This is a genomic window from Paraburkholderia jirisanensis (assembly GCF_054782355.1).
Genome location: NZ_BAAGSQ010000026.1, coordinates 876971 through 897748, shown reverse-complemented (window position 1 = coordinate 897748; position 20778 = coordinate 876971). Strand labels below are relative to the sequence as shown.

Below are 20778 nucleotides of genomic sequence, written 5' to 3'. Positions count from 1 at the left end.
TCATGCTTCGAGTACCGGCGGCAAGCCGCTTTGCTGGGGAAATGGCCGCGCGGCTGCGATAAAGCGCCCGCGACCCGGCGTCGAACGCACTTCGCCTTCGTGCCAGACGATCTCGCCGCGCGATACGGTCGTGACAGGCCAGCCGCGCACGGTCATGCCTTCGTATGGCGTGTGATCGGTCGCGTGATGCAGCATTGCGTTGGTGATCGTCACTTCACGTTGTGCGTCCCACAGCGCGAGATCGGCATCGGCGCCAATCGAAATCGCACCCTTCTGCGGATAGAGGCCATAAAGACGCGCCGGCGTCGTCGAGGTCAACTCGGCGAACTGCACCAGCGACATGCGCCCGCCGTTCACCGCCGCGGAAAACAGCAGCGGCAAACGCGTCTCGATGCCCGGCACGCCATTCGGAATGCGCGTGAACGGCGTATCCGGCCCTTCCGCGATCTTGTCCGTGTAGTGCCACGGCGAGTGATCCGACGAGAACACTTCGAGCGTGCCGTCGAGCAAACCACGCCACATCTCGGGCTGGTTTTCGCGCGGCCGCGGCGGCGGTGTGCACACGCACATCGCGCCGGTCAGATCGGGCGTATCGATATCTTCCGCGGAAAGGAACAGATACTGCGGACAGGTTTCCGCGTAGACCGGCAAACCGCGTCGCTTCGCGCGCCGGATTTCCTCGGTCGCACCAGCCGCAGAGACGTGGCAGATCAGGATCGGCGTCTCGATCACTTCGGCAAGACTGATCGCGCGAAACGTCGCTTCGCGGTCGCCGATCGCCGGATGCGCGAGCACGTGGTAGCGCAAATGCGTTTTGCGCGCCTTCAGGAAGTGCTCGGTCAGCCAGCGGATGCATGCGTCGTTCTCCGCATGCACCATCGTCAATGCGCCTTCGCGACGCGCGACGTTCAGCACTTCGAGCACTTCGTAGTCGTCGAGCTTCAGGCCTTCGTAGGTCAGATAGATCTTCACCGACGTGCAGCCTTCGGAAATCAGACGCGGCAGCTCTTCGTTCAGCAGCTGCGGCGTCGGATCGCCGACGATCAGGTGAAACGTGTAGTCGATATGCGCCTTCGGCCGCGCGCGCTCGTGATAATCGGCCACCACGTCGGCAAGCGACTGGCCGCGCATTTGCATCGCGAACGGAATCACCGTGGTGGTACCGCCGCACAATGCCGATAGCGTGCCGCTGCGGAAATCGTCGGCGGTGGCCTTGCCTTCCCATGGCTGCTGGTCCATATGGCAATGCGCATCGACGCCGCCCGGCAGCACGATGCGTTCGTGCGCGGACAGCTCTGCGCGGCCGCGCGGCAAGTTGGCCGCCAGCGCCACGATGCGTCCGTCGCGCACGCCGATGTCGATTTGCGCGGGGCCATCGGGCAGCACCACCGTACCGCCGCGCACGACCAGATCGAATGGCAGGTCGTTCATTCGCTGCGTGCTCCCGTCGTCTGAACTGAGTGGAACACCGGCCGCACCTTGCGCAGTTCGTCGAGGCTGATATGGCAGGCAATCTGATGAGTCGGCGACACCTCGCGCACCTGCGGCACGACGGTATCGCAGATGTCGCCGAGCTTGCGATGACAGCGCGATGCAAAGCGGCAGCCCGGCGGCACGTTGATCGGGCTCGGCGTTTCGCCGGTCAGTCGCACGCGTTCCTGCTTCACCGACGCATCCGGGCTATGCACCGCCGACAACAACGCTTCCGTATAGGGGTGATACGGCGGCGCGAAGATTTCCTCGGCGCGGCCTTTCTCCATCACACGGCCCAGATACATCACGACCACGTGGTCCGCGACGTGCCGCACCAGCGCCAGATCGTGGCTGATAAACAGCAGCGTGCTTTGCTGCTCTTTCTGGATCGACAGCAGCAGCGTGACGATGGCGGCCTGCACCGATACGTCGAGCGCGGAAACCGGTTCGTCGGCGACGATCAGCGAAGGATCGGTCGCGAAGGCGCGCGCAATTGCGATGCGCTGCTTCTGGCCGCCGGACAACTGCGCCGGCCGCCGCTGCGCGACTTCGGCAGGCAGGCGCACCAGTTGCAGCAATTCCTGCAGACGCTGTTCGATCTGCGCGCGGTCCTTGTAGCCGCCGAATTTCTTCAGCGCACGACGGATCGGCGAAGCCACCGCATGCGACGGATTGAGCGTGCTGTCCGGATTCTGGAACACCATCTGGATCGACTTCAGCATGTCGCGTGCGCGCTTCTTCGCGGGCATCTGCGCGAGCTCGGTGCCATCGAAGCGGATCGAGCCCGAGGTCGCCGCTTCGAGGCCCACCAGCATGCGCGCGAGGCTCGACTTGCCGCAGCCCGATTCGCCGACCAGCCCGACGATCTCGCCCTTGCCAACTTCGAACGACACTTGCTCGTTGGCTTGCACGACACGCTTCGAGCCGCCGAGCACGTATTGCTTCGACACCGAGTCGATTACCAGCGCCGCTTGCGATGCAACTGCCTGCGTTACGTCGCCGGCAGTGTCAGCACGTCCACCTTCGATGTCCTGCCAGCGCGCGCAGCGTACGTGATGCGTTTGCGCATCGGCCTGCAGCAGCGCGATCGAATGGGTGCCGCAAGTCTCGGCGCGAAAATGCGCGCAGCGCGGCCCGAACCAGCAACCTTGCGGACGCTCGTGAGGCAGCGGCAGATGGCCGGGAATCGGCGCGAGTGCGCGCGTGCCCTTTGCGCTGCCGATCGCCGGGATGCAGCCGAGCAGCCCTTGCGTGTACGGATGACGCGGCGCATTGAATAGCGTAGCCGTATCGGCCTCTTCGATCATCTCGCCCGAATACATGATGCCGACGCGGTCGCATGCGCTCGCAATCAGGCCGAGGTTGTGCGAGATGTACAGCAGGCTTGTGCCGTACTGCTTGCGCAGATCCGCGATCAGATCGAGGATCGCCGCTTCGACCGTTACGTCGAGCCCGGTGGTCGGTTCATCGAGCAACAGCAATGCGGGCCGCGCGAGCAGCGCCATCGCGATCACCACACGCTGCTGCTGGCCGCCCGACAACTGATGCGGATAACGCTTGAGCATCGCGAGCGGATCGGGCAGCCGCACGTTTTCGAGCATCGTCGCGCACATTTCGCGCGCTTCTGTACGCGATGCGTTCAGATGCCGGCGCGGCACTTCAGCGAGTTGCGCACCGATTGTCTTCACCGGGTTCAGCGCGCTCATCGGCTCCTGATAGACCATCGCCACGCGGCGGCCGCGAATTCCGCGCAACTGTGCGGCGCTCGCGCCGACCAGCTCCTCGCCTTCGAAGCGGATGCTGCCGCCGGTCACGCGGCCGGTGCCGCCCAGATAGCCCATCACCGCCATCGCGGTAGTGGTCTTGCCGCAACCCGATTCGCCGACGAGGCCATAGCTCTCGCCCGGCGCGATTTGCAGCGACACACCCGGCACCGCGACGACCGATTCGTCGCGGCCGCGGTATTCGATGCGCAGGTCGCGAATGTCCAGCAGCGGCGCGACGCCCTGCGCCTGTTGCGCAGCAGGCCTTCCCAGCAGGCCACTTTCGATGATTGCGTTCATGGCTTCCACGCCTCCCGCATGCCGTCGGCAAGCAGATTGAACCCGAGCACGAGGCTGACGATCGCGACCGACGGTGCGATCGACATCAGCGGCCATACGTTGATGACCGTCGTGGTCTCGCGCACCATGCCGCCCCAGTCGGGATTCGGCGGCGGTAGCCCGAGCCCGAGAAAACCGAGCACACCGATCGTGATGATCGTGTAGCCGATGCGCAGGCACGCATCCACCAGCAGCGGACCACGACAGTTCGGCAGCAGTTCGTACGCCATGATGTACAGCGTGCTTTCTGCGCGCAGCCGCGCGGCCGCCACATATTCCTGCTGCTTCAGATCGAGCACGAGGCCACGCACGATGCGGCCGATACCCGGCGCCGATGCAATGGTGGTGGCGATCACGATGTTGACCACCGAAGCGCCGACGTTCGCGATCAGGATCACGTACAGCACCAGCACCGGGAATGCGAGCACGAGGTCCGAAAAGCGATCGACCAGCGCTTCGACCCAGCCGCCGAAGTAGCCGGCCAGCATGCCGAGCGTGATGCCGGCCAGCATCGCGACGGCTACCGATAACGGCGCGACGAGCAGCACGGTACGCGCGCCGAAGATCAGCCGCGCGAGAATGTCGCGGCCAAGGATGTCGGTGCCGAGCCAGTGCACGGCCGAGGGCGTGGGATCGGCCATTGCCATCGCGTCCTGCGCGGTCGGCGAAGGCAACGGCAGAATCGGCGCGAGCACGGCCAGCACGATCCAGAACACGATCAGCGCAAGGCCGACCACAGCTGTGCGCGAACGGAACAGCCGGGTCCACGCGCGGCGTGGCGCGGCGGAGGTGCGTACCGCGAGCGGCACGACATTGGGGTCGACAGTCGACATGGATTTCACCTCACGCGGATGCGGGGGTTGAGCAGCATGTAGCCGAGGTCGCCGAGAAACTGCGTGACGACCGCGACGAACACGGTGATGAGCGTGGCGGCTTCGAGCGTCGCGATATCGCCGAACATGCTCGCGTCGAGCAACATGCGGCCGAAGCCCGGATACGCAAACACCATCTCGGTGACCACCACGCCGCCGATCAGATAATTCAGCTGCAGCAGCAGCACGGTGAACGGCGCGATCATCGCGTTGCGCAGCGCGTGGCCGAGCACCACCTGGCGTGGGCTCAGACCCTTCAGGATCGCGGTGCGGATATACGGCTTTTCCATCACGCCGATCATCGACACGCGGATCATGCGCGCGACATAGCCGAAGTCGTACAGCACCAGCACGGCAACCGGCAGCACCATCTGCGAAGCGATCGACCAGTGGCCGCCTTCGCTGCTGTCGAGCGGACTGGTGCCCGGAAACAGCGGCCACAGGATCACGAACAGCGTGACCAGAAACACCCCGGAGGCAAACTCCGGAATCGACGTGAAGGTGATGCAGACCACCGAGAGTATCCGGTCGAGCGCGCCGCCTTCTTTCAGCCCCGACAGGATGCCGAACAGCATCGACAGCGGCACGATCAACGCAAACGCAATGCCGGCGAGAATCGCGGTGTGGCCGAGGCGCGGCCACATCACGTCGTTCACGGGCAATTTGTAGAGCGTCGAATAGCCGAAATTGCCGAAGTATTGCGAGCCGCGCGGGTCGCTGAAATTCAGGCCGTTGGCGGGGTCTTCGAGCGGATCGGGCTGTACGCCGACCAGCACGCCGAGCCAATGTCCGTAGCGCGTCAGCAGCGGGTCGTTCGCATGCATGCGCTGCGCCAGCAGATCGACCTGCTGCTGCGTCGCGTAGGGCCCGAGCGTGCGACGTGCGACGCTGCCCGGCGTGAACTCGGACACCGCAAACACCACAAACGATGCCGCAAGCATCGTCACGATCATCAGGACCAGGCGTTTGGTGAGAAAGGAAGCCATCCTTGCTGCCTCCGGAGATGCAAGACTTCGAGGGAAGCGGCCGCCGCCTGCGCATCGGTTGTTGCGCGGCGGCTGCCGTACTGCGCGCGAGCGTCGTGCTGCGCGCGCCGCTGTTACACGCTGCTGTTACGCGGTGACCGCGTATTGATTGGCGAAGATGTACTGCGACGGGTGCACCGAAAAGCCCTTCACCTTCTTGTCCATCACGGTCGAGAAACTGCGCCAGAACGGCTGCACAATCGGGCCGTCTTCCTGCATCAGCGTTTCGATCTTCGCCATCACCACGCTGCGCTTTTTCGGATCGAGAATGCCGTTGGCCTGATCGAGCAGTGCGTCGAACTCGGGGTTCGCGTAGCCGGATTCGTTCCATGCAGCGTTCGAACGGTAGGCAAGCGCGAGCGTCATCACGCCGAGCGGGCGATGTCCCCAGCCGGTCAGGCTGAACGGCACCTTGGTCCACACTTCCCAGTACTGCGCGCTCGGCAGCGGCTTGATGTTGACCTTCACGCCGATGTCCTTGAACTGCTCGGCGAGCGCCTGCACCGTGTTCAGTTCCCAGATCGGATCGGGGCGCGTGACCATGTCGATTTCGAAGCCGTTCGGATAACCGGCCTGCGCGAGCAACTGCTTGGCCTGCGCGATATCGCGCCCGTATTTGGGCAGCGCCGCGTATTCCGGATGCACCGGCGCGACGTGATGATCTTCGGCCGGAATGCCTGCGCCGAGCAGCGACGTGGCGATAATCTTCTGCCGGTCGATCGCGAGCTTCATGGCCTTGCGCACGCGCTTGTCGCTGAGAATCTTGTGGTCGACGCGCATCCGCGCCACGCCCGTTTGCGAAGTCAGCACGCTGTACGGCTGCACGTGCGGCAGGCGCTTCATCGCATTGACCTGCACCGCGTCGGCTTCTGAGAGGCCATCGACCTGCTTCGACGCCATTGCCGAAATCGATGCGCCTGGGTTATCACCGAGATCGACGAACTCGAACGAGTCGAGATACGGCCCGGAGCCCCAGTAGTCCTTGCGCGCCTTGTACACCGCACCCTTGCCCACCGTGAACGCCGTCATCTCGAACGGACCGGTGCCGTTCGCGCCCGGGCCGAACACGCCCTTGTCGGCGGGATCGATGATGAACATCGCGTAGTGGAACAGATGCTCGGGCACGGCGATCTGCGGTGCGAAGCAATTCAGGCGTACCGTTTGATCGTCGACTTTCTCGATTGCCTTGTCCGACCATAGACGGCTTGCCATTTTCGGCTTGCCGTTCGCATCCTTCTGGCCGCTGTCGTATTCCTGCACGAGGTAGCCGGTGAACAGGCCGAGCATCGACGAACCCACCGCCGGATCGCACACGCGCTTCAGGTTCCACACCACATCGTCGGCATTCAGCGCGCGGCCGTTGTGCCACTTCACGCCCTTGCGGATATGCAGCGTCCAGGTCTTCAGATCTTCGCTGACTTCCCAGCGTTCCAGCAGATACGGACGCGTCAGGTTATCGTTGCCCGTGAAGGTCAGAAACTCGCATACCTGCCGGATCACATTCGAGCGCTCGGCGAAATCGGCCTGATGCGGGCTCTTGATTTCCATGCAGCGCATGCCGATGCGCAGGTGGCCGCCCTTGGGCATGGCGTCCGCCGCTTGCGCCTCTTCGATCAGCGGATTCGGCGCGCCGCTCAGCTTGTAGGCTGCGACAGCCGACAGGCCGAGCAGCGTCGCCGTGCGCAAAAACTGGCGGCGCGACACGGCGCCGCTTTTCAGGTCCTCGACGAGGGTCGGGATATACGGATGCTCGGAAGCTTGCGAATCCTTAGGCACTGCGTTTCTCCGTAAAATGTTCGGGCTGTCGATCAGCGTCACGTGAGAGATTAAGGCGGTTCAACTTTCAACCAAAAACACAAATGCGACATTTCAGCTACAAAAAGCGACATCGCAGATCGCAGCGGTTTTACCGTGCAAATACGCACGGCCGCACGCTTGCGTAAGAGAGAAAAAGGAATCTGTAAGTCAGCCGCGGCGCGCAGTGAGACCACCGAGCCGCACGTCGCGCGGCGTCATGCCGTAATGCGCGCGATAGATGCGTCCGAAGCGCGAAGACGACATGTAGCCGCAAATCTGCGCGACCTCGGGAATCGGCAGATCGGTTTGCAGGATCAGGTCGTGCGCGCGCGCCATACGCAGGCCCGCATAGAACGCGGAAGGCGTCTGGCCGAGATGCGCGACGAACAGCCGCTCGATCTGCCGCGTCGACAATTGCACGCGGCGCGCCAGTACCTGCAGATCGACCGGGTTCTGGATGCTCGACTCCATTTCCTTGACGATCTCGACCAACTTCGCATTGCGAATGCCAAAGCGCGTTTGCGCGGGCATACGTTGCGACGAATCGTGCTGACGAATCTCCGGATGATTGAACTGATCCGAGATCGCATCGGCGAGTTCGCGGCCTTTGCTTGCGGCGATCAGATACAGCATCATGTCTAGCGTGACGGTTCCGCCCGACGATGTAATGAATGGACCATCCACCGCGAAAATCGCATTGGTGCCGACGCTGCGCGGAAATTCTTCCTGAAACGCGGCGAGCAGTTCCCAATGCACCGCGCAGCGCCGGCCTTCGAGCAAACCGGCCTTGGCGAGCACGAACTGCCCCGCGCAAATGCCGCCCAGCACCACGCCGCGGCTGTGCATGTCGCGCAGCCAGCGGTACAGCGCGGGCTTGTACGCCTTGGTGTGGTTCAGGCCCGCTACGACGATCACCAGATCGCAGCGCGGCATATCGCTCACCGCGTGGTCGATCGGAATCGGCAAGCCGGCGCTCGAATGCACCGGCGCGCCGTCGATCGACAGAAAGCTCCATTTGTACAACGCACGGCCGGAAATCCGGTTGGCCTGCCGCAGCGGATCGAGCGCGGCGGCGAAGGTCATCATCGGAAAATCGGGTACGAGGTAGAAGGCAACCCGCAGCGGGTCCGACGAAGCCGCGATCTTTTCGAGCGCGGTGTGGGTATCTCTAAGCATCATGACGAATGCGGGCAATGTCGAACCGGGTGGCCGATAACGTAGCTGGCCGAAAATCGACTGTCCATGACTGCCCGCATAGACAGGCCCCATTACAGCGTAGTTAGTCCGAATTTGAGCGCAAGAGCCGGGGTGCCGGCGGGCCAGCGTGCTTATACACTGGCTTGCATGAAACGGGAGCGAATCATGAAAGCGGTCATTGCAGAACATCTTTCCGAAGCCGGCACAAGCGACGCATCGGGTACGCTTCACACACTGGCGGCCCGCATCGATTCGCTCGACTGGCAACGCGTGGCGAGCGAACTCGACAGCTTCGGGTGCGCCACCCTTTGCGGGCTCGTCACGCCGCAACAATGCGACGCCCTCGCCCGCCTCTATGCACGCGATGACATCTTTCGCTCGCGCGTGGTGATGGCGAGCCACGGTTTCGGCCGCGGCGAGTACAAGTATTTCGCGTACCCGTTGCCACCGCTGATCGAAGGCTTGCGCAGCGCGCTGTATCCGCATCTCGCGCCGGTGGCGAACCGCTGGAACGAGGCACTCAATCTCGACGTGCGTTTTCCGCGCCGGCATCGGGAGTTCATCGAACGCTGCCATGCTGCGGGCCAGACACGCGCGACGCCGCTGATCCTGCAATATGCGGCCGGCGACTACAACTGCCTGCATCAAGACCTGTATGGCGAACACGTGTTTCCGCTGCAGGTTGCGATCCTGCTGTCCGAGCCGGAACAGGACTTCACCGGCGGCGAGTTCGTGATGACCGAGCAGCGTCCGCGCATGCAATCGCGCGCGGAAGTGGTGCCGTTACACAAGGGCGATGCGGTCGTGTTCACCGTGAATACCCGGCCGGTGCAAGGGCAACGCGGTATCTACCGGGTGCATTTGCGGCATGGGGTGAGCCGCCTGCGCTCGGGGCGCAGACACACGCTTGGTCTGATCTTCCACGACGCGCAGTAGAACAGAGGGCTTGCAGGCGTCGCGCGATGCATTGCGTGCGCTATTGCACGATTGCACGGTGGCGGAAGGCATGGTTTGCGCAACGTGCAGAAATCCTTGGCTGCATGACGGCTGGTCACCTACTCTTTTCAAGGCACGGTGGCGCATCGATGCCGCTGAGGAAATCCATCCATGAGCAGCGAGTCAGGGCCGCCCGCCGGCCAACCCGCCGACCCCGCAGGCCGTAGCAACGACGACGCGCTCATTGAAGACCCGAGCGTGCGTCAGCATCCACGCTACCCGCAAATGTTTCCGGTGCTCAGCGAAGCCGAAATCGAGCGCGTGCGCCGCTTCGGCAGCCTGTCGCGCTACGCGACCGGCACCTTGCTTTATCGCGCAGGCAGCCAGTGCCCCGGCATGTTTCTGGTGCTGTCCGGCAAGGTGCGCATCGTCGGCCGCGATGGTCTGGGTCCTGAACGCATTCTTCACACGTATACGCAGCGCGGCGAATTCACGTCCGATGTCACGCAGTTGTCCAACAAGCCGGCAGTCGTCGACGCGCGCGTAATCGAAGATGTCGAGGCGGTACTGGTGCGGCCCGAAGGCTTGAGCCTGATGATGATCAGCGAGGCCGATCTCGGCGAGAAGATCATGCGCGCGCTGATCTTGCGACGCATGCTCGTGATCGAACGCGGCCACGGCGTGGTGCTGGTCGGCACGTCGGGCAATGCGCGGCTGCTCGCGCTGCAGAATTTCCTGCGCCGCAATGCGTTCCCGAACATGACGCTCGATGCCGCGCACGATGCCGAAGCGGTCGCGCTACTCGCGCGTCTGACGCCGCAGCCCGACGATTTTCCGCTGGTCGTGTGCCCCGACGGCACCGTGCTGCGCAATCCCGATGAAGGGCAACTCGCGTCCTGCCTCGGGCTGATCCCGGAGTTCGATCCGGCGCATGTGTATGACGTGGCGATCGTCGGCGCTGGGCCTGCAGGGCTCGCAACCGCGGTCTATGCGGCGTCTGAAGGCTTGTCGGTAGCTGCGCTCGATTGCCGCGCGCCTGGCGGCCAGGCGGGCACCAGCGCGCGCATCGAAAACTATCTCGGCTTTCCGACCGGCATCACCGGCCAGGCGCTTGCCGGCCGTGCGTTCGTGCAGGCGCAGAAGTTCGGTGCGCACATCGGCATTCCGTGCGAGGTCAAGGCCTTGTACTGCGACCGGCAGCCGCCTGCGGTCGAGCTGACCGATGGACGCCGCATCACCGCGCGCACCGTGGTGATCAGCAGCGGCGCGGAGTATCGCCGGCCCGAGGTCGCGGATCTCGCGCGTTTCGAACGTTGCGGTGTCTACTATTGGGCCACGCCGCTCGAAGCGCGGCTGTGCCGCAAGGAACCGGTGCTGCTGGTCGGCGGCGGCAATTCCGCGGGGCAAGCTGCGGTGTTTCTCGCGTCGCATGCCGAGCATGTGCACATGTTCATTCGCGGCGCGAACCTCGCGCACAGCATGTCGCACTATCTGACCGAGCGGGTCGCCGCGCTGCCGAACGTGACGGTGCATACGCGCGTCGAATTGACCGCGCTCGAGGGCGATGCGCGTCTTGAGCGGGTCTACTATCGCGGCGCGGGTGGCATCGAAGGAAGCATGACCACGCATCACCTGTTCGTGTTTATCGGCGCGGAACCGAATACGCAATGGCTGGACACGTGCAGCGTCGCATGTGACGCGAAAGGCTTTGTGCTGACGGGACCGGACGCGCCGCGCGCACAGGTCCAGCCGCTGCTGCTGCAGACGAGCGTCGATGGTGTGTTTGCAATCGGCGACGTGCGCTCGGGATCGACCAAGCGCGTCGCATCGGCAGTGGGCGAAGGGGCGGCGGTGGTGGCGGAGATTCACCGCTATCTGGGCGGGATGTGAAGCGCGGCTTGTGAAGCACGGCTTGTGAAGCACGGCTTCTGAGGCCTGGCTCCTGAATCGCAGCTTGCGGTACACAACCCGCGAAGCGTAGCGCTCTAAAACACCGCCGCTACTTCACCTTCTCCGCCGCACCCGGCAGCAAGCCCAGCACAGTCCACAGATTCTGCCCGTCCTGGCCGCTCGCCATCAGTTCCTTCAGCAACAGCGGCAGCGGCTTGGCACCCCATTCGAGCGCGCGCTGAATCATGTAAGGCACAGGGCTGTGCGGCTCGTAGCGCATCAGGTAATCGGCGATGGTCGCCAGTTGCCGGTACGCATCGTCGCGGCTTTGCGGCACGCCCGGCACCACGGGCACCGCCGGCACCATCGGCACGACCGGCAGCGCAACAGCCGCTCCCGGCGCCCCGCTGGCAGGCACGGCAGGGGCAACCGGCAACGGCGGAACATTCGGATGCATCGCGAGGCACTCCATCAGGACTAGTTCTGCATCGCCGATCGTTTTGACCAGCGTCGCGAAGCTCGGCGCTTCGTCGTCGAGCCGCGGCGTGCACCACGCATCGAGCCGCTCGATGCGCGCGCGGGCCGCGCTCAGCGCCGCGTATTGCAGTTGCATCTGCTCAGGCGAAGCAGCGCGCGCCGCTTCGTTCATCTTCGACGCGGCGCGCTCGGCGGCCTCGCGTTTCGCCGCGGGCACGTCCTGGCGCGCCCGCGCGGTCAATGCCTCGCGCTGCGCCGCACGCCATTGTGCCAACGTGCCGCGCATTTCGTCGCGGCCTTCGAACAGTTCGACACGCGCAGTCAGCAGATCCGCATAAGCATTGGCGAGCCACGCGAGCGGTGCGGCGCGATAGCCGTTGTCGCCGTCGCGCGGCAGCGGATGCAGATCGTCCCAGAAGCGCTCGCACAGTTCGGCCAGCAATTCGAAGCAGTACGGCAGCGCCTGCCAGCCATACAGATGCAGCCAGCTCTCGCCGAGCCACGCCGCCAGCGTCAGGTCCTTGCTGCGTTCGGCCAGCATGCGCCGGCAACCCGCTTCGACGACGCGCCAGTCCGCCACCTTCAGGTCGGTCTGCCAGATGCCGGTCGGCAGGCTTGCATCGTCCTCGCGGCGTGCGCTGCGAATCGTATCGAATTCGGCATCGTGCAACAGCGATACGCCGCCGCGCGCCGCACCGGGCACCGGCTGCAGCAATGCTTCGAGCGCGTAGTCCGGATTCATCCGCGCCCCACTACGCTTTGCGAAGTCGGCATCGGCCAGCTCCTGGTTCGGGTTCGGGTCGTGACGCCCGTGCCGTCGTCACGCGGTGCGGCCACCGGCAATTCGGGAATCGCCTGCGGCGTCTTCGCGGCGCCGACGAAGCCGACATGCAGATACATCCGCGCACTCTGGATCTCGCCGCTATGGTCGCGCACCGGCAGCGCGAGCATCAGGCGTGAAGGGATCGGCGGCGGGGCATTGGGCGACGGACTGGTCGAAGCGCTGACCAGTTCCGGGTCGCCCGGCATCTGGTGCGCACGCACGAGGCGCAGCAGCGACCACGCGTCGCCGGCGCTCCATGCCGCGACGTCCTGATCGCTCGACAGCGTCGGCTGCGCGGCATCGACCATCGGCCGCCACGGCGAATCCTTGGCCCAGCGCAGGCTCAGCGACACCGGCAAACCGGGTTTCCAGCGCAGCGGCGCCGTGCCCGACGCAGGATACGTCAGCTGATCGCCACCGCTGGCGAGCTTCCATTCGATCACCTGGTCAGCGCCGATCTCGTCCGCACGATCGGTGCGCCACTCGACGCTCACCTCGAAGCCCTGCAGCGTGCCGTCCGCGCCACGCGCGACCAGCGCATCGAGCCACGGCTTCGCGTGCGCGAGTTGCGCGAGAAATTGCGCGCTGTCGGGGCGGCCGCGCCCCACTGCCGCTGCCGCCGCGAAACCGCGCTGCGCATCGGTGAGCTGCTTGTCGAGCAGCGCGACGAACGCGGCGGTCTGACGCAGATCGGCAGCCGGCGCGCCGGCATCGGCGGCAAACGGAAAACGCCCGGCCAGATAACGCGCGAAGAAACTGCGGATCTGCTCGTAAGCTTGCATGCCGTCGCCCATCTGCAGCCGGAAGCACTGCTCGCGCGCCGACGACACCAGGCTCGCGCCGGCGCTCGACACAATATCGCCGGTCGACGGCACGTCGATTTGCGCGAGCGTCGCGCTACAGTTGTCGACATCGAGCTTGTCGAGCTGATCGGCGATGATCGACGGCACCGCGATCATCGCGCTGGCCGGGCTCTTCGCGCGGTATTGCGTGAGGTCCGCGCTGAGTGCGCGCCAGCGCGCCACCAGCCGCGCGTCGGCGGGCTCGAGCGGCTGCTTCTGCGCGACCAGCCAGTCGAGCGCGCTCGCCGCGGTGCTCGCAGTGTCGGCCACTGCTGCGGATTGCGCAGCCAGATAGCTTTGCAGCGCCTGTGGCGTGGCCGCGCCATAGGCGCGCAGCGAGCCGCCCGGGCTGCCGTTCCAGCCCGAAAAATCGCCGCCCACCGGACGGAACGGTGCGAGCGCCTGCAATTGCGCATCGGCGGCACGCAGCACGTCGAGCGCGGCATCGCTGACGTGCAGCGCCACACTCGTCGCCAGATCGTCGCGGCCAAGCGAATCGAACGCGGCGACCAGATCGAGTGCGCTCTTGCGCAGCGCGTCGAACTGCAAGGCCGCATCGGCGGTCGAGCCGGTGTCGCGCTGCACGCTCGGCGATTGCGGCACCGCGAGCGCCCGCACCATGCTGTGCACCGCATCGTTGCCGGCCGCTGCCAGCAGCGCCGGACGATAGATATCCGGTGCCTGCGCGAGCGGGCCGCCGACATATTGCCGGTAGGACGGCAACACCGCGAGCGCGCGTTGCACGCTGGCCGCGTCGACGCTGCGGATCGATGCGCTGCCGTCGCCCGAGGTCGCGACGAACGGTTGCGCGAGCAAGGTGCGCAGCGCATCGCGCAGTGGCGGCAAATCCGGCGCGAGCTGCAAGCCGCTCGTCGCCGACGCGCTCAGCACGCTCGGCAGATTGCCGTTGGCCAGCCAGCGCGCGGCAAACGCGTTCTGCTCGGCATCTTCGTGTGCGAGCACCGACTGCACCGGCGCCTCGCCGATCAGACGCAGATGCCGCGCGGTATCGAACAGGCCGCTCAGGCCCGGCACCAGTTCCTTGCCGCGCGAACCGGCCCAACCGTGATTGGCGGTGTCGACCTGGGTGCCAAGCGTATCGATGCGGGTGGCCAGATCGGCGAGCTCGGTATCCGCCGGCATCGCGCCAGGCGCGCGCAGATTGGTCAGCGTGGTCTGCACCTGCGCGGCGTTCAGCGTCAGCGTCGAATCCGCATAGACGCGGTCGAACCACGCATCGAACGTCTCTTCGAAGCAGGCGCTCGCCTGCTGCCGCGCCGCCAGCGCACTCTTGCCGGACAGCGAGATCACGCCGCGCACCGCCACGGTGTCGCCGATCGCATCGTTGATCTCGTCGCGGTCGCCTACATGCTCGGCGTCGAGCTGCACGCCGGCGGCCTCGCGCATCAATTGCGCGAGCAGCGCGACGTTGCCGCTGCCCGACTGCACCAGTTCGTTGAAGCGCGCGACCAGATGCTCCGCTTGCGCCGCATTGGAAACCAGCTGTGCACCCAGGATGTATTCCGGATAGTCCTGCGGCCGGGTCGAAGTCTGCTGGGCCGCAGCGGTTGCGGCATTCGTCGACGGCGTGCAGTCCATCTGCATCAGGCGCGCGGTGAAGCGATCGCGCAGCGGCGCGAACACCAGCCCGCTCAGCATGTGCCGCTCGGCATCGCGCAACTGCCGCTCGAGCATCAGATACGACAGCGGCATATACGGCGACGTGATGCGCCAGCGCGGCACCTTCATCAGCGTGTCGGCAACCGTGCCGAGCGCCTTCGCGGTGGCCGCATCGCCTTTGTCCGAATCGTGGTACGCGGTGCCGGCGACAGTCAGCGAATCGAACGCGGCGGCGAGTGCGCGCGCGTCGTTGCGCAGGTGCCACCACGACACGCCGAGCGCAACGCACCAGCATACGGCGAACACCGCCGCGACCACGGTTGCCACCCGATGCCGGCGCATGCGCAGCGCCAGCACGCGTGGAATCGGCGCGGCGAGCCCCTGGCCGGACAGCAGCACGTCATGCCACAGCCGTGCGGAAAACGCCGGTGCCGCACGCCGCCCGCGATCGGCCGCAAATCCAGTGGCCAGGTTGAAGTCGGCGCCGGCTTCCGCCGGCCGCGGCACCGGCATCGCGCCGACGCAATAGATGCCGCGCAACAGCGGTGCCGTGCCGTCGGCCGCGCCGCGCAAGGTCAGATCGATACGTTCGCGCAACGGCACACGCAGCCGGTCGAGCCGCTGCGGCAGCAGGAACAGCGCGGCATCGAGATTGCCGTCGACGGTGCCCAGTTCGGTAATCGTTTCGGCGAGCCCCGCGCGCATCGCGGCGAATGCCTCGTCGATCCACGCTTCTTCATAGAGACGCTTGGGCGCATACGGCGAAGCCCAGCCGAGTGGCGTGCTGCCCGCCGCGACGCGTTCGAGGCCGGCGGCGAGCGCGTCGAAACCATCTAGTGCATCGCAGCCGCTGATCACCACGTAAAGCGGCAGCATCAGGCCGAACTGCCGCTGCAGCGCGATCAGCTTGCGCGAAGTTTCGAGGGCCGCCGCGCTCATCTCGCGCGGCGCACCGGTTTCGTCGATCAGCGAGTCGACCGCGATCACCCACAGGATCGCGTCGAGCGGCCGGCCCGGACGGTTGCGCAACAGTGCGCGCAACAGCCGGCGCCAGGCGCCGAGTTGCCGGTCCGCAGGCGGCGCGGCCAGCGCGTCGTGCGGCTCGGCGATCATCAGCCCTTCGGCGTCGTTGTACAGCTTGCCGAACCAGCCCGGCTCGCCGACCGGCGTCAGACGCCAGCTACGCGACAGCGCGTCGAGTGCGGCCGGTTCGCCGGTGGCGAGCACGCGCGGGATCGAATAGGTGTCGCGCACGCCCATTGCGCTGTGCGCGGCGCGAATCGCCGCGCCGAATGTGCGCAGCGGCTTCTGGTCCTGATAGCGGCGGCGCCACTGGATGATTGCGAACGCAACCAGTCCGCACAGCAGCAGCGCGATCAGGCCGAGCAGAACCACGACTAGCGTCATCGCGTGCCTCCCTGAGCTGGTACCACCGTGCGCACCACCAGCGCGGCGTTGGCCGGCGCCTGTACGGTAGGCGCAGCGGGCGGGTTGGCCGGAGCGGGTTGCGGGTTGGATGGCGGAGCTGACCACGAGCCTGAGCGCGTGGTGGGCGCTGGCGCCGGTGCGGGTGTTGGAGCGATCGCCGGCGCGGGCGTGCGATCCGCCGCACCGGCACCGGCATCTCCTGCGCCCGGCGCTGCACCGGTCGTGGCGCTAGCCGCGGCCGGCGCGCGCGATGTCGCCGGCACCGGCATCACCGCGCCGGAGACGCTCGTATTGCCTGTAGACGGAGGCCGCAACTCGACGATCGCAACCGACTGAAACTGATCCAGCGCAGGGCGCACGCGCGCCACCGCAATTTCCCATAGCAGATGCGACAGGCCAAGCAGCACGCATACGCCCGCCACCAGCAGCAACACGAAACGCGCGACGTCGGGAAACATCTGCGTGAGCGGCACCACGCGGCGCGGCGCGAGCCCGCTGCGTTCAAGCGGCGCGGCAAGGCGTGCAGGCTCCGCATCGCGCTGCATCGCAAAGCCGAACAGTGCATGCCGCAACTGGTCGTGGCGCAGCGCGCCTTCTTCGCCGCGCAGACGCCCTTTGAAGCCGAGCGTCAGACACGCGAGGTACACGTTGGCGAGGTCGCGCTGCGCCGGATCGCGTTGCGCGAGCAGCGCTTCGATCGCATCGGGCAGCCGCTCGCCGGCCGCGCGCGTGCCGAAGATGCGGGTTTCCAGCGGCCGCGCATCCCACGCCGTGCTGCCGGGCCAATCGGAGAACAGCAGCAGTTCGTCCAGCAGCGCAACGAACGCATACTGTGCCGCCGCGATGTCCGCTTCGCCGGCCGCGCCGGTCCACGCCATCGCTTCGCGTGCCAGCCGGCGCGTCGCACTGGCCAGTTGCTCGGCCAGCGCATCCGCGTAAGCGGCCGGCTCGAGTGTTTCCGCGGCGCCGCGCTCGAGCGCGGCGCGCGCGTTGATCGCGTGCTCGAAAGCGCCGACGAACGCACGCATCAGCGGCGTGCGCTCGTCGCCCGGCAGCACGCTGTAGTCACTCATCGCGCGGGCGGCCGGGGTGCGCGGCGCCATCGTCGTCGCTGCTCGGCGTGAACAGCTGCACCGCCCACGGCGCGACGCCCGCCGTACCCGTGCGCACGTCGATTGCGAGCGGCTGGGTTGCGTCGAACCACGCATCTTCGAGCACCAGCGCGAACATCGCAGTGTCGTCGCCGGCGCTGTATGCGGCACGCTCTTCGCGCGCCAGACGCCGCCGCGCGAGACCGCGCATGCGCTGGCGCGCGAGCGTCGGCACATGCGCGCGCGATGCGATCACGGTCTGATCGAGCCAAACGCCGGCATCGCGCTCGCCGGCATCGGCCGGCATGCGCAGGCCGATCACCAGTTCCTGCTGCGGTGTGCCGTTGTCGAACGGCGGCCCGATCCAGAAGCCGCCCGCCTCTTCGGTAAAGTGGCGCACGCGATAGCCCTGGCGCACCGTCGACAACGCATCGTCGATCCAGTCCAGCAGCGGCTCGAACGACGCCAGCAACTCCATATAGTCGAACGGCGGGAAGCCCGGCACGCCGCGCTCAGGGCGCAGGCTCGCCAGCGAGCCCGCCATGCCGGCCAGCACCCGATGCAGATCCACCGGATGCACGGCGCGCGACATCAGCGCTGCTTCCACTTCCGGCAGGCGCATCCATAGTGCGCTCAGCTGCCGCTCGATCTGCGCCGCATCGTCGAGCTCGCCCGCGTGCCGCGCAGCGTCGAGCCGCCCAGCCAGAAACACGCACTTTTCGCGCGCGCGCAGCACCATGCGCATCACACGCTGGCCCAACGGCGCGTCCGGCCGGACTACCGGGCATGGCGCGACGTATTCGGTCAGCGCGACGCCGCCGCCTTGCTGCCTTAGACGCATCAGCGGCAAGCGGTCGTATTCGCGATCGCCGAGATCGGTCATCAGATGCAGGCGCGGCCGCCACGTCACGACGCTGGCCGGCTCGGCGCCCGCGGTCAGGTCCGGCACGTCGCTGCGCTCCTCCTGGCGGTAGCGCGTGCCGTGCTGATCGAGCTGGCCGCCGCGGTACAACGGCGGCACCGCCAGATAAACGGTGACGGTCTGCTCCGGCGAACTGAATACGTCGCGCACGTCGACCTCCAGCACCGGATCGTCGCCGCCATGGCGAATCGCGAGACCGTCGGCCAGCACCGCATCGAGCGCGGTGATGCGCACCAGCCCTTTGGCGAGACCGGCCTCTTCGTGTTCGAGCGCCAGCACGCCCCAGAAATGCTGCCGCGCCGCGCCGGCGAGCAACGCCGCATGGCCGGCCGCGTGCAGCGCCTGGGTCTGGAAATGTTGCGGCAGCAACGGCATGCCTTCGAACCAGCAGGTCGGATCAGGAAACAGGTTTCGCATATTAGTTATGCCGTTGGTCTGGCCGACTTCGCAGGGCCGCACCGCGGCCCGCCCTCGTTAGCGCCGCGCGCGTCATCGCTCGCTCTGCCGTGACATCAGTTGCAAATCCTGGTCGCCCAGTTGCAGCAACGCCTGCTGCGGCCCGCCGTCGAGCCGCACGCGGTGCGCACCGGGCGTCTGATAGCCGGCGAACACCAGCACGCCGGCCGCGCGCTGACCGTCGAACGCGAACTTGGTGTCGATGATCTGCTGGCCGGGCACCACTTCATACGACAGCACGTTCAGGTCTTTCGGATAGTCGCGCCGCAACTGGTCGCGCTGCGCGAACCACTTGGCCGAAGGCAGGCCGAGCAGCATGTCGAACAATTGAGGATTGCGCACCAGCACTGCATCAACCGGAATGGGGGTATCGAGGTTGGCCTGGGTGGCGACGCTGATCGACAGCGTATCGACGTTCACGCGCGGCAGCGACGCCGAGCAGGCGGCTAGCGCGCACAACGCGGCACACAGCGCAGTGCACCATGCCGTGCGCTGCAGCAACGGGCAACAGTGGGCCAGTGCCCCGGCACGCCGCAGGCCTGCGGATCGCAACGCGCTCATCACCTGGCTACCCCCTCTTACTGTGCGATACGATGCCGGTGGCTAGGCCGGCTTCTGTTCTATTCGTTTCTGGTTCTAATCATGGCGCGTGCGAATGTGCTAGCCGCCTATAGGTCTTGCGTCCTTGCAGCCGCGCGTAGTCTACAAGTACCGCTATGCACGACGCAATCACCGTTTGCGGCAAGCAGCCGCCAAAGGCGCTTAAGCAGCTTTGCACGCCGGCTCAAAGATGCCCTTCAAGACCCTCTAAACGCTCAAAGACCCCGGCAATACCTTTCAAAAGGAAGGGACTTGCGCGTCACATAAATTTTGTTTGAAATTCGCTGCAGACTATCGTAAAGTCTTTTCGTCAGATATTTATGCTGCCGGCGGAATTTTTCAAGTTTCTTTTTCAAATTCCTTTAACGGCAGCGCTTCCGGGGCAAACTTCGAGGTGCCGGGCAACGGGGTAACGGCTGCCCGCTCCACACCTCCACACGCGCCAACCGGTGCAGTGCCGCTGTACGACGTATATGCAATTGCAATAAACGGGCGGCTGCATGGTTGTGTGCTGCGTTCGCGCCGAGCAAGTCGGTCGCGCAAAGCCGCTGCGCAATGTCGCACTCCCGCGCAACAAAGAAAAACAGCAAAAAAAGGCGAAAGGCGCGCTAGTCGCGCATTCAAGGCAATAACAAGATTCCCGCTGAGGTGACCATGGCCGACAGTACCCAACACTGGTTCGAACGGAACCGCCCACCGCGCGTGCAGATCACGTATGACGTCGAAACCGGCAACGCCATCGAGAAGCGGGAACTGCCGCTGGTCGTCGGCATTCTGGCCGATCTGTCGGGCAACCCCGAGCAGCCGCTGCCGAAAATGACGGAGCGCCGCTTCGTCGACATCGACCGCGACAACTTCAACGAAGTGATGAAATCGATCGGCCCGCGCGCCACGCTGCAGGTCGACAACACGCTCGCGGCCGACGGCAGCAAGATCAATCTCGCGCTGAAGTTCGAGCACATCGACGACTTCGACCCGGTGAAGATCGTGCAGCAGATCGCACCGTTGAAGCAGCTGTACGACGCACGCCTGCGGCTGCGCGACCTGCTGACCAAGCTCGACGGCAACGACGAGCTAGACAAGCTGCTGCAGGAAGTGGTGCACAACACGGACGGGCTGACGGAAATCAAGGCTGCGCATCCGCAAGACAAGCCAGTGGCACAACTGCCGGCGCCGGAAGGCGAAGGCGGCGATGCACCGGCTGGCGACGCGCCTGCTGCGACCTGA

At 65.8% G+C, this 20778-nt stretch carries 15 protein-coding genes; 4 read left to right on the top strand and 11 right to left on the bottom strand.

Annotated features, from left to right (window positions below; all coding sequences use genetic code 11):
• The 6 genes from hydA to ACYVNQ_RS20300 form a co-directional block, all read right to left on the bottom strand.
• Positions 1–1431 carry a dihydropyrimidinase gene (gene hydA, locus ACYVNQ_RS20325; protein WP_460904365.1) on the bottom strand — a complete coding sequence of 477 codons (1431 nt, stop codon included), beginning with the start codon at positions 1429–1431 and terminating at the stop codon, positions 1–3.
• Positions 1428–3536 carry a dipeptide ABC transporter ATP-binding protein gene (locus ACYVNQ_RS20320; protein WP_460904364.1) on the bottom strand — a complete coding sequence of 703 codons (2109 nt, stop codon included), beginning with the start codon at positions 3534–3536 and terminating at the stop codon, positions 1428–1430. The genes hydA and ACYVNQ_RS20320 overlap by 4 nt, the downstream gene beginning before the upstream one ends.
• Entirely contained in the window at positions 3533–4408 is an 876-nt protein-coding gene (locus ACYVNQ_RS20315; RefSeq protein WP_460904363.1) for an ABC transporter permease, read from the bottom strand. Before ACYVNQ_RS20315 ends, ACYVNQ_RS20320 begins: the two co-directional genes overlap by 4 nt.
• Positions 4409–4413: 5 nt before the next feature.
• On the bottom strand, positions 4414–5433 hold the full coding sequence (locus ACYVNQ_RS20310; RefSeq protein WP_460904362.1) for an ABC transporter permease: 1020 nt from the start codon (positions 5431–5433) through the stop codon (positions 4414–4416).
• A gap of 126 nt (positions 5434–5559) precedes the next feature.
• A complete protein-coding gene (locus tag ACYVNQ_RS20305; RefSeq protein WP_460904361.1) occupies positions 5560–7248 on the bottom strand; it encodes an ABC transporter substrate-binding protein in 1689 nt (562 codons plus the stop codon).
• A 189-nt stretch (positions 7249–7437) separates the two neighbouring features.
• On the bottom strand, positions 7438–8448 hold the full coding sequence (locus tag ACYVNQ_RS20300; RefSeq protein WP_460904360.1) for a GlxA family transcriptional regulator: 1011 nt from the start codon (positions 8446–8448) through the stop codon (positions 7438–7440).
• A gap of 183 nt (positions 8449–8631) precedes the next feature.
• Between ACYVNQ_RS20300 and ACYVNQ_RS20295 the strand changes: the two genes are divergently transcribed.
• Positions 8632–9402 carry a 2OG-Fe(II) oxygenase gene (locus ACYVNQ_RS20295; protein ID WP_460904358.1) on the top strand — a complete coding sequence of 257 codons (771 nt, stop codon included), beginning with the start codon at positions 8632–8634 and terminating at the stop codon, positions 9400–9402.
• Positions 9403–9573: 171 nt separating this feature from the next.
• A complete protein-coding gene (locus ACYVNQ_RS20290) occupies positions 9574–11292 on the top strand; it encodes an FAD-dependent oxidoreductase (RefSeq protein WP_460904357.1) in 1719 nt (572 codons plus the stop codon).
• Positions 11293–11401: 109 nt separating this feature from the next.
• On the opposite strand, the gene tssA is transcribed toward ACYVNQ_RS20290, so the two are convergent.
• The 5 genes from tssA to ACYVNQ_RS20265 form a co-directional block, all read right to left on the bottom strand.
• Complete coding sequence (gene tssA, locus ACYVNQ_RS20285) at positions 11402–12511, bottom strand: type VI secretion system protein TssA (RefSeq protein ID WP_460904356.1); 1110 nt, start codon at positions 12509–12511, stop codon at positions 11402–11404.
• On the bottom strand, positions 12508–16461 hold the full coding sequence (locus tag ACYVNQ_RS20280; protein ID WP_460904355.1) for a type VI secretion system protein: 3954 nt from the start codon (positions 16459–16461) through the stop codon (positions 12508–12510). Before ACYVNQ_RS20280 ends, tssA begins: the two co-directional genes overlap by 4 nt.
• The gene (locus ACYVNQ_RS20275; RefSeq protein ID WP_460904354.1) at positions 16458–17555 is read right to left on the bottom strand and encodes a DotU family type IV/VI secretion system protein; all 1098 of its coding nucleotides are present in this window, start codon (positions 17553–17555) and stop codon (positions 16458–16460) included. Before ACYVNQ_RS20275 ends, ACYVNQ_RS20280 begins: the two co-directional genes overlap by 4 nt.
• On the bottom strand, positions 17548–18912 hold the full coding sequence (gene tssK, locus ACYVNQ_RS20270; RefSeq protein ID WP_460904353.1) for a type VI secretion system baseplate subunit TssK: 1365 nt from the start codon (positions 18910–18912) through the stop codon (positions 17548–17550). Before tssK ends, ACYVNQ_RS20275 begins: the two co-directional genes overlap by 8 nt.
• A gap of 72 nt (positions 18913–18984) precedes the next feature.
• Positions 18985–19512: a hypothetical protein gene (locus tag ACYVNQ_RS20265; RefSeq protein ID WP_460904352.1), complete on the bottom strand. Its 528-nt coding sequence runs from the start codon at positions 19510–19512 to the stop codon at positions 18985–18987.
• Between the two features lie 313 nt (positions 19513–19825).
• Here ACYVNQ_RS20265 and ACYVNQ_RS20260 point away from each other — a divergent pair, with 313 nt between their 5' ends.
• Both ACYVNQ_RS20260 and tssB read left to right on the top strand, forming a co-directional pair.
• Positions 19826–20203 carry a hypothetical protein gene (locus ACYVNQ_RS20260; RefSeq protein ID WP_460904351.1) on the top strand — a complete coding sequence of 126 codons (378 nt, stop codon included), beginning with the start codon at positions 19826–19828 and terminating at the stop codon, positions 20201–20203.
• 2 nt (positions 20204–20205) lie between these two features.
• Positions 20206–20778: a type VI secretion system contractile sheath small subunit gene (tssB, locus tag ACYVNQ_RS20255; RefSeq protein ID WP_460904350.1), complete on the top strand. Its 573-nt coding sequence runs from the start codon at positions 20206–20208 to the stop codon at positions 20776–20778.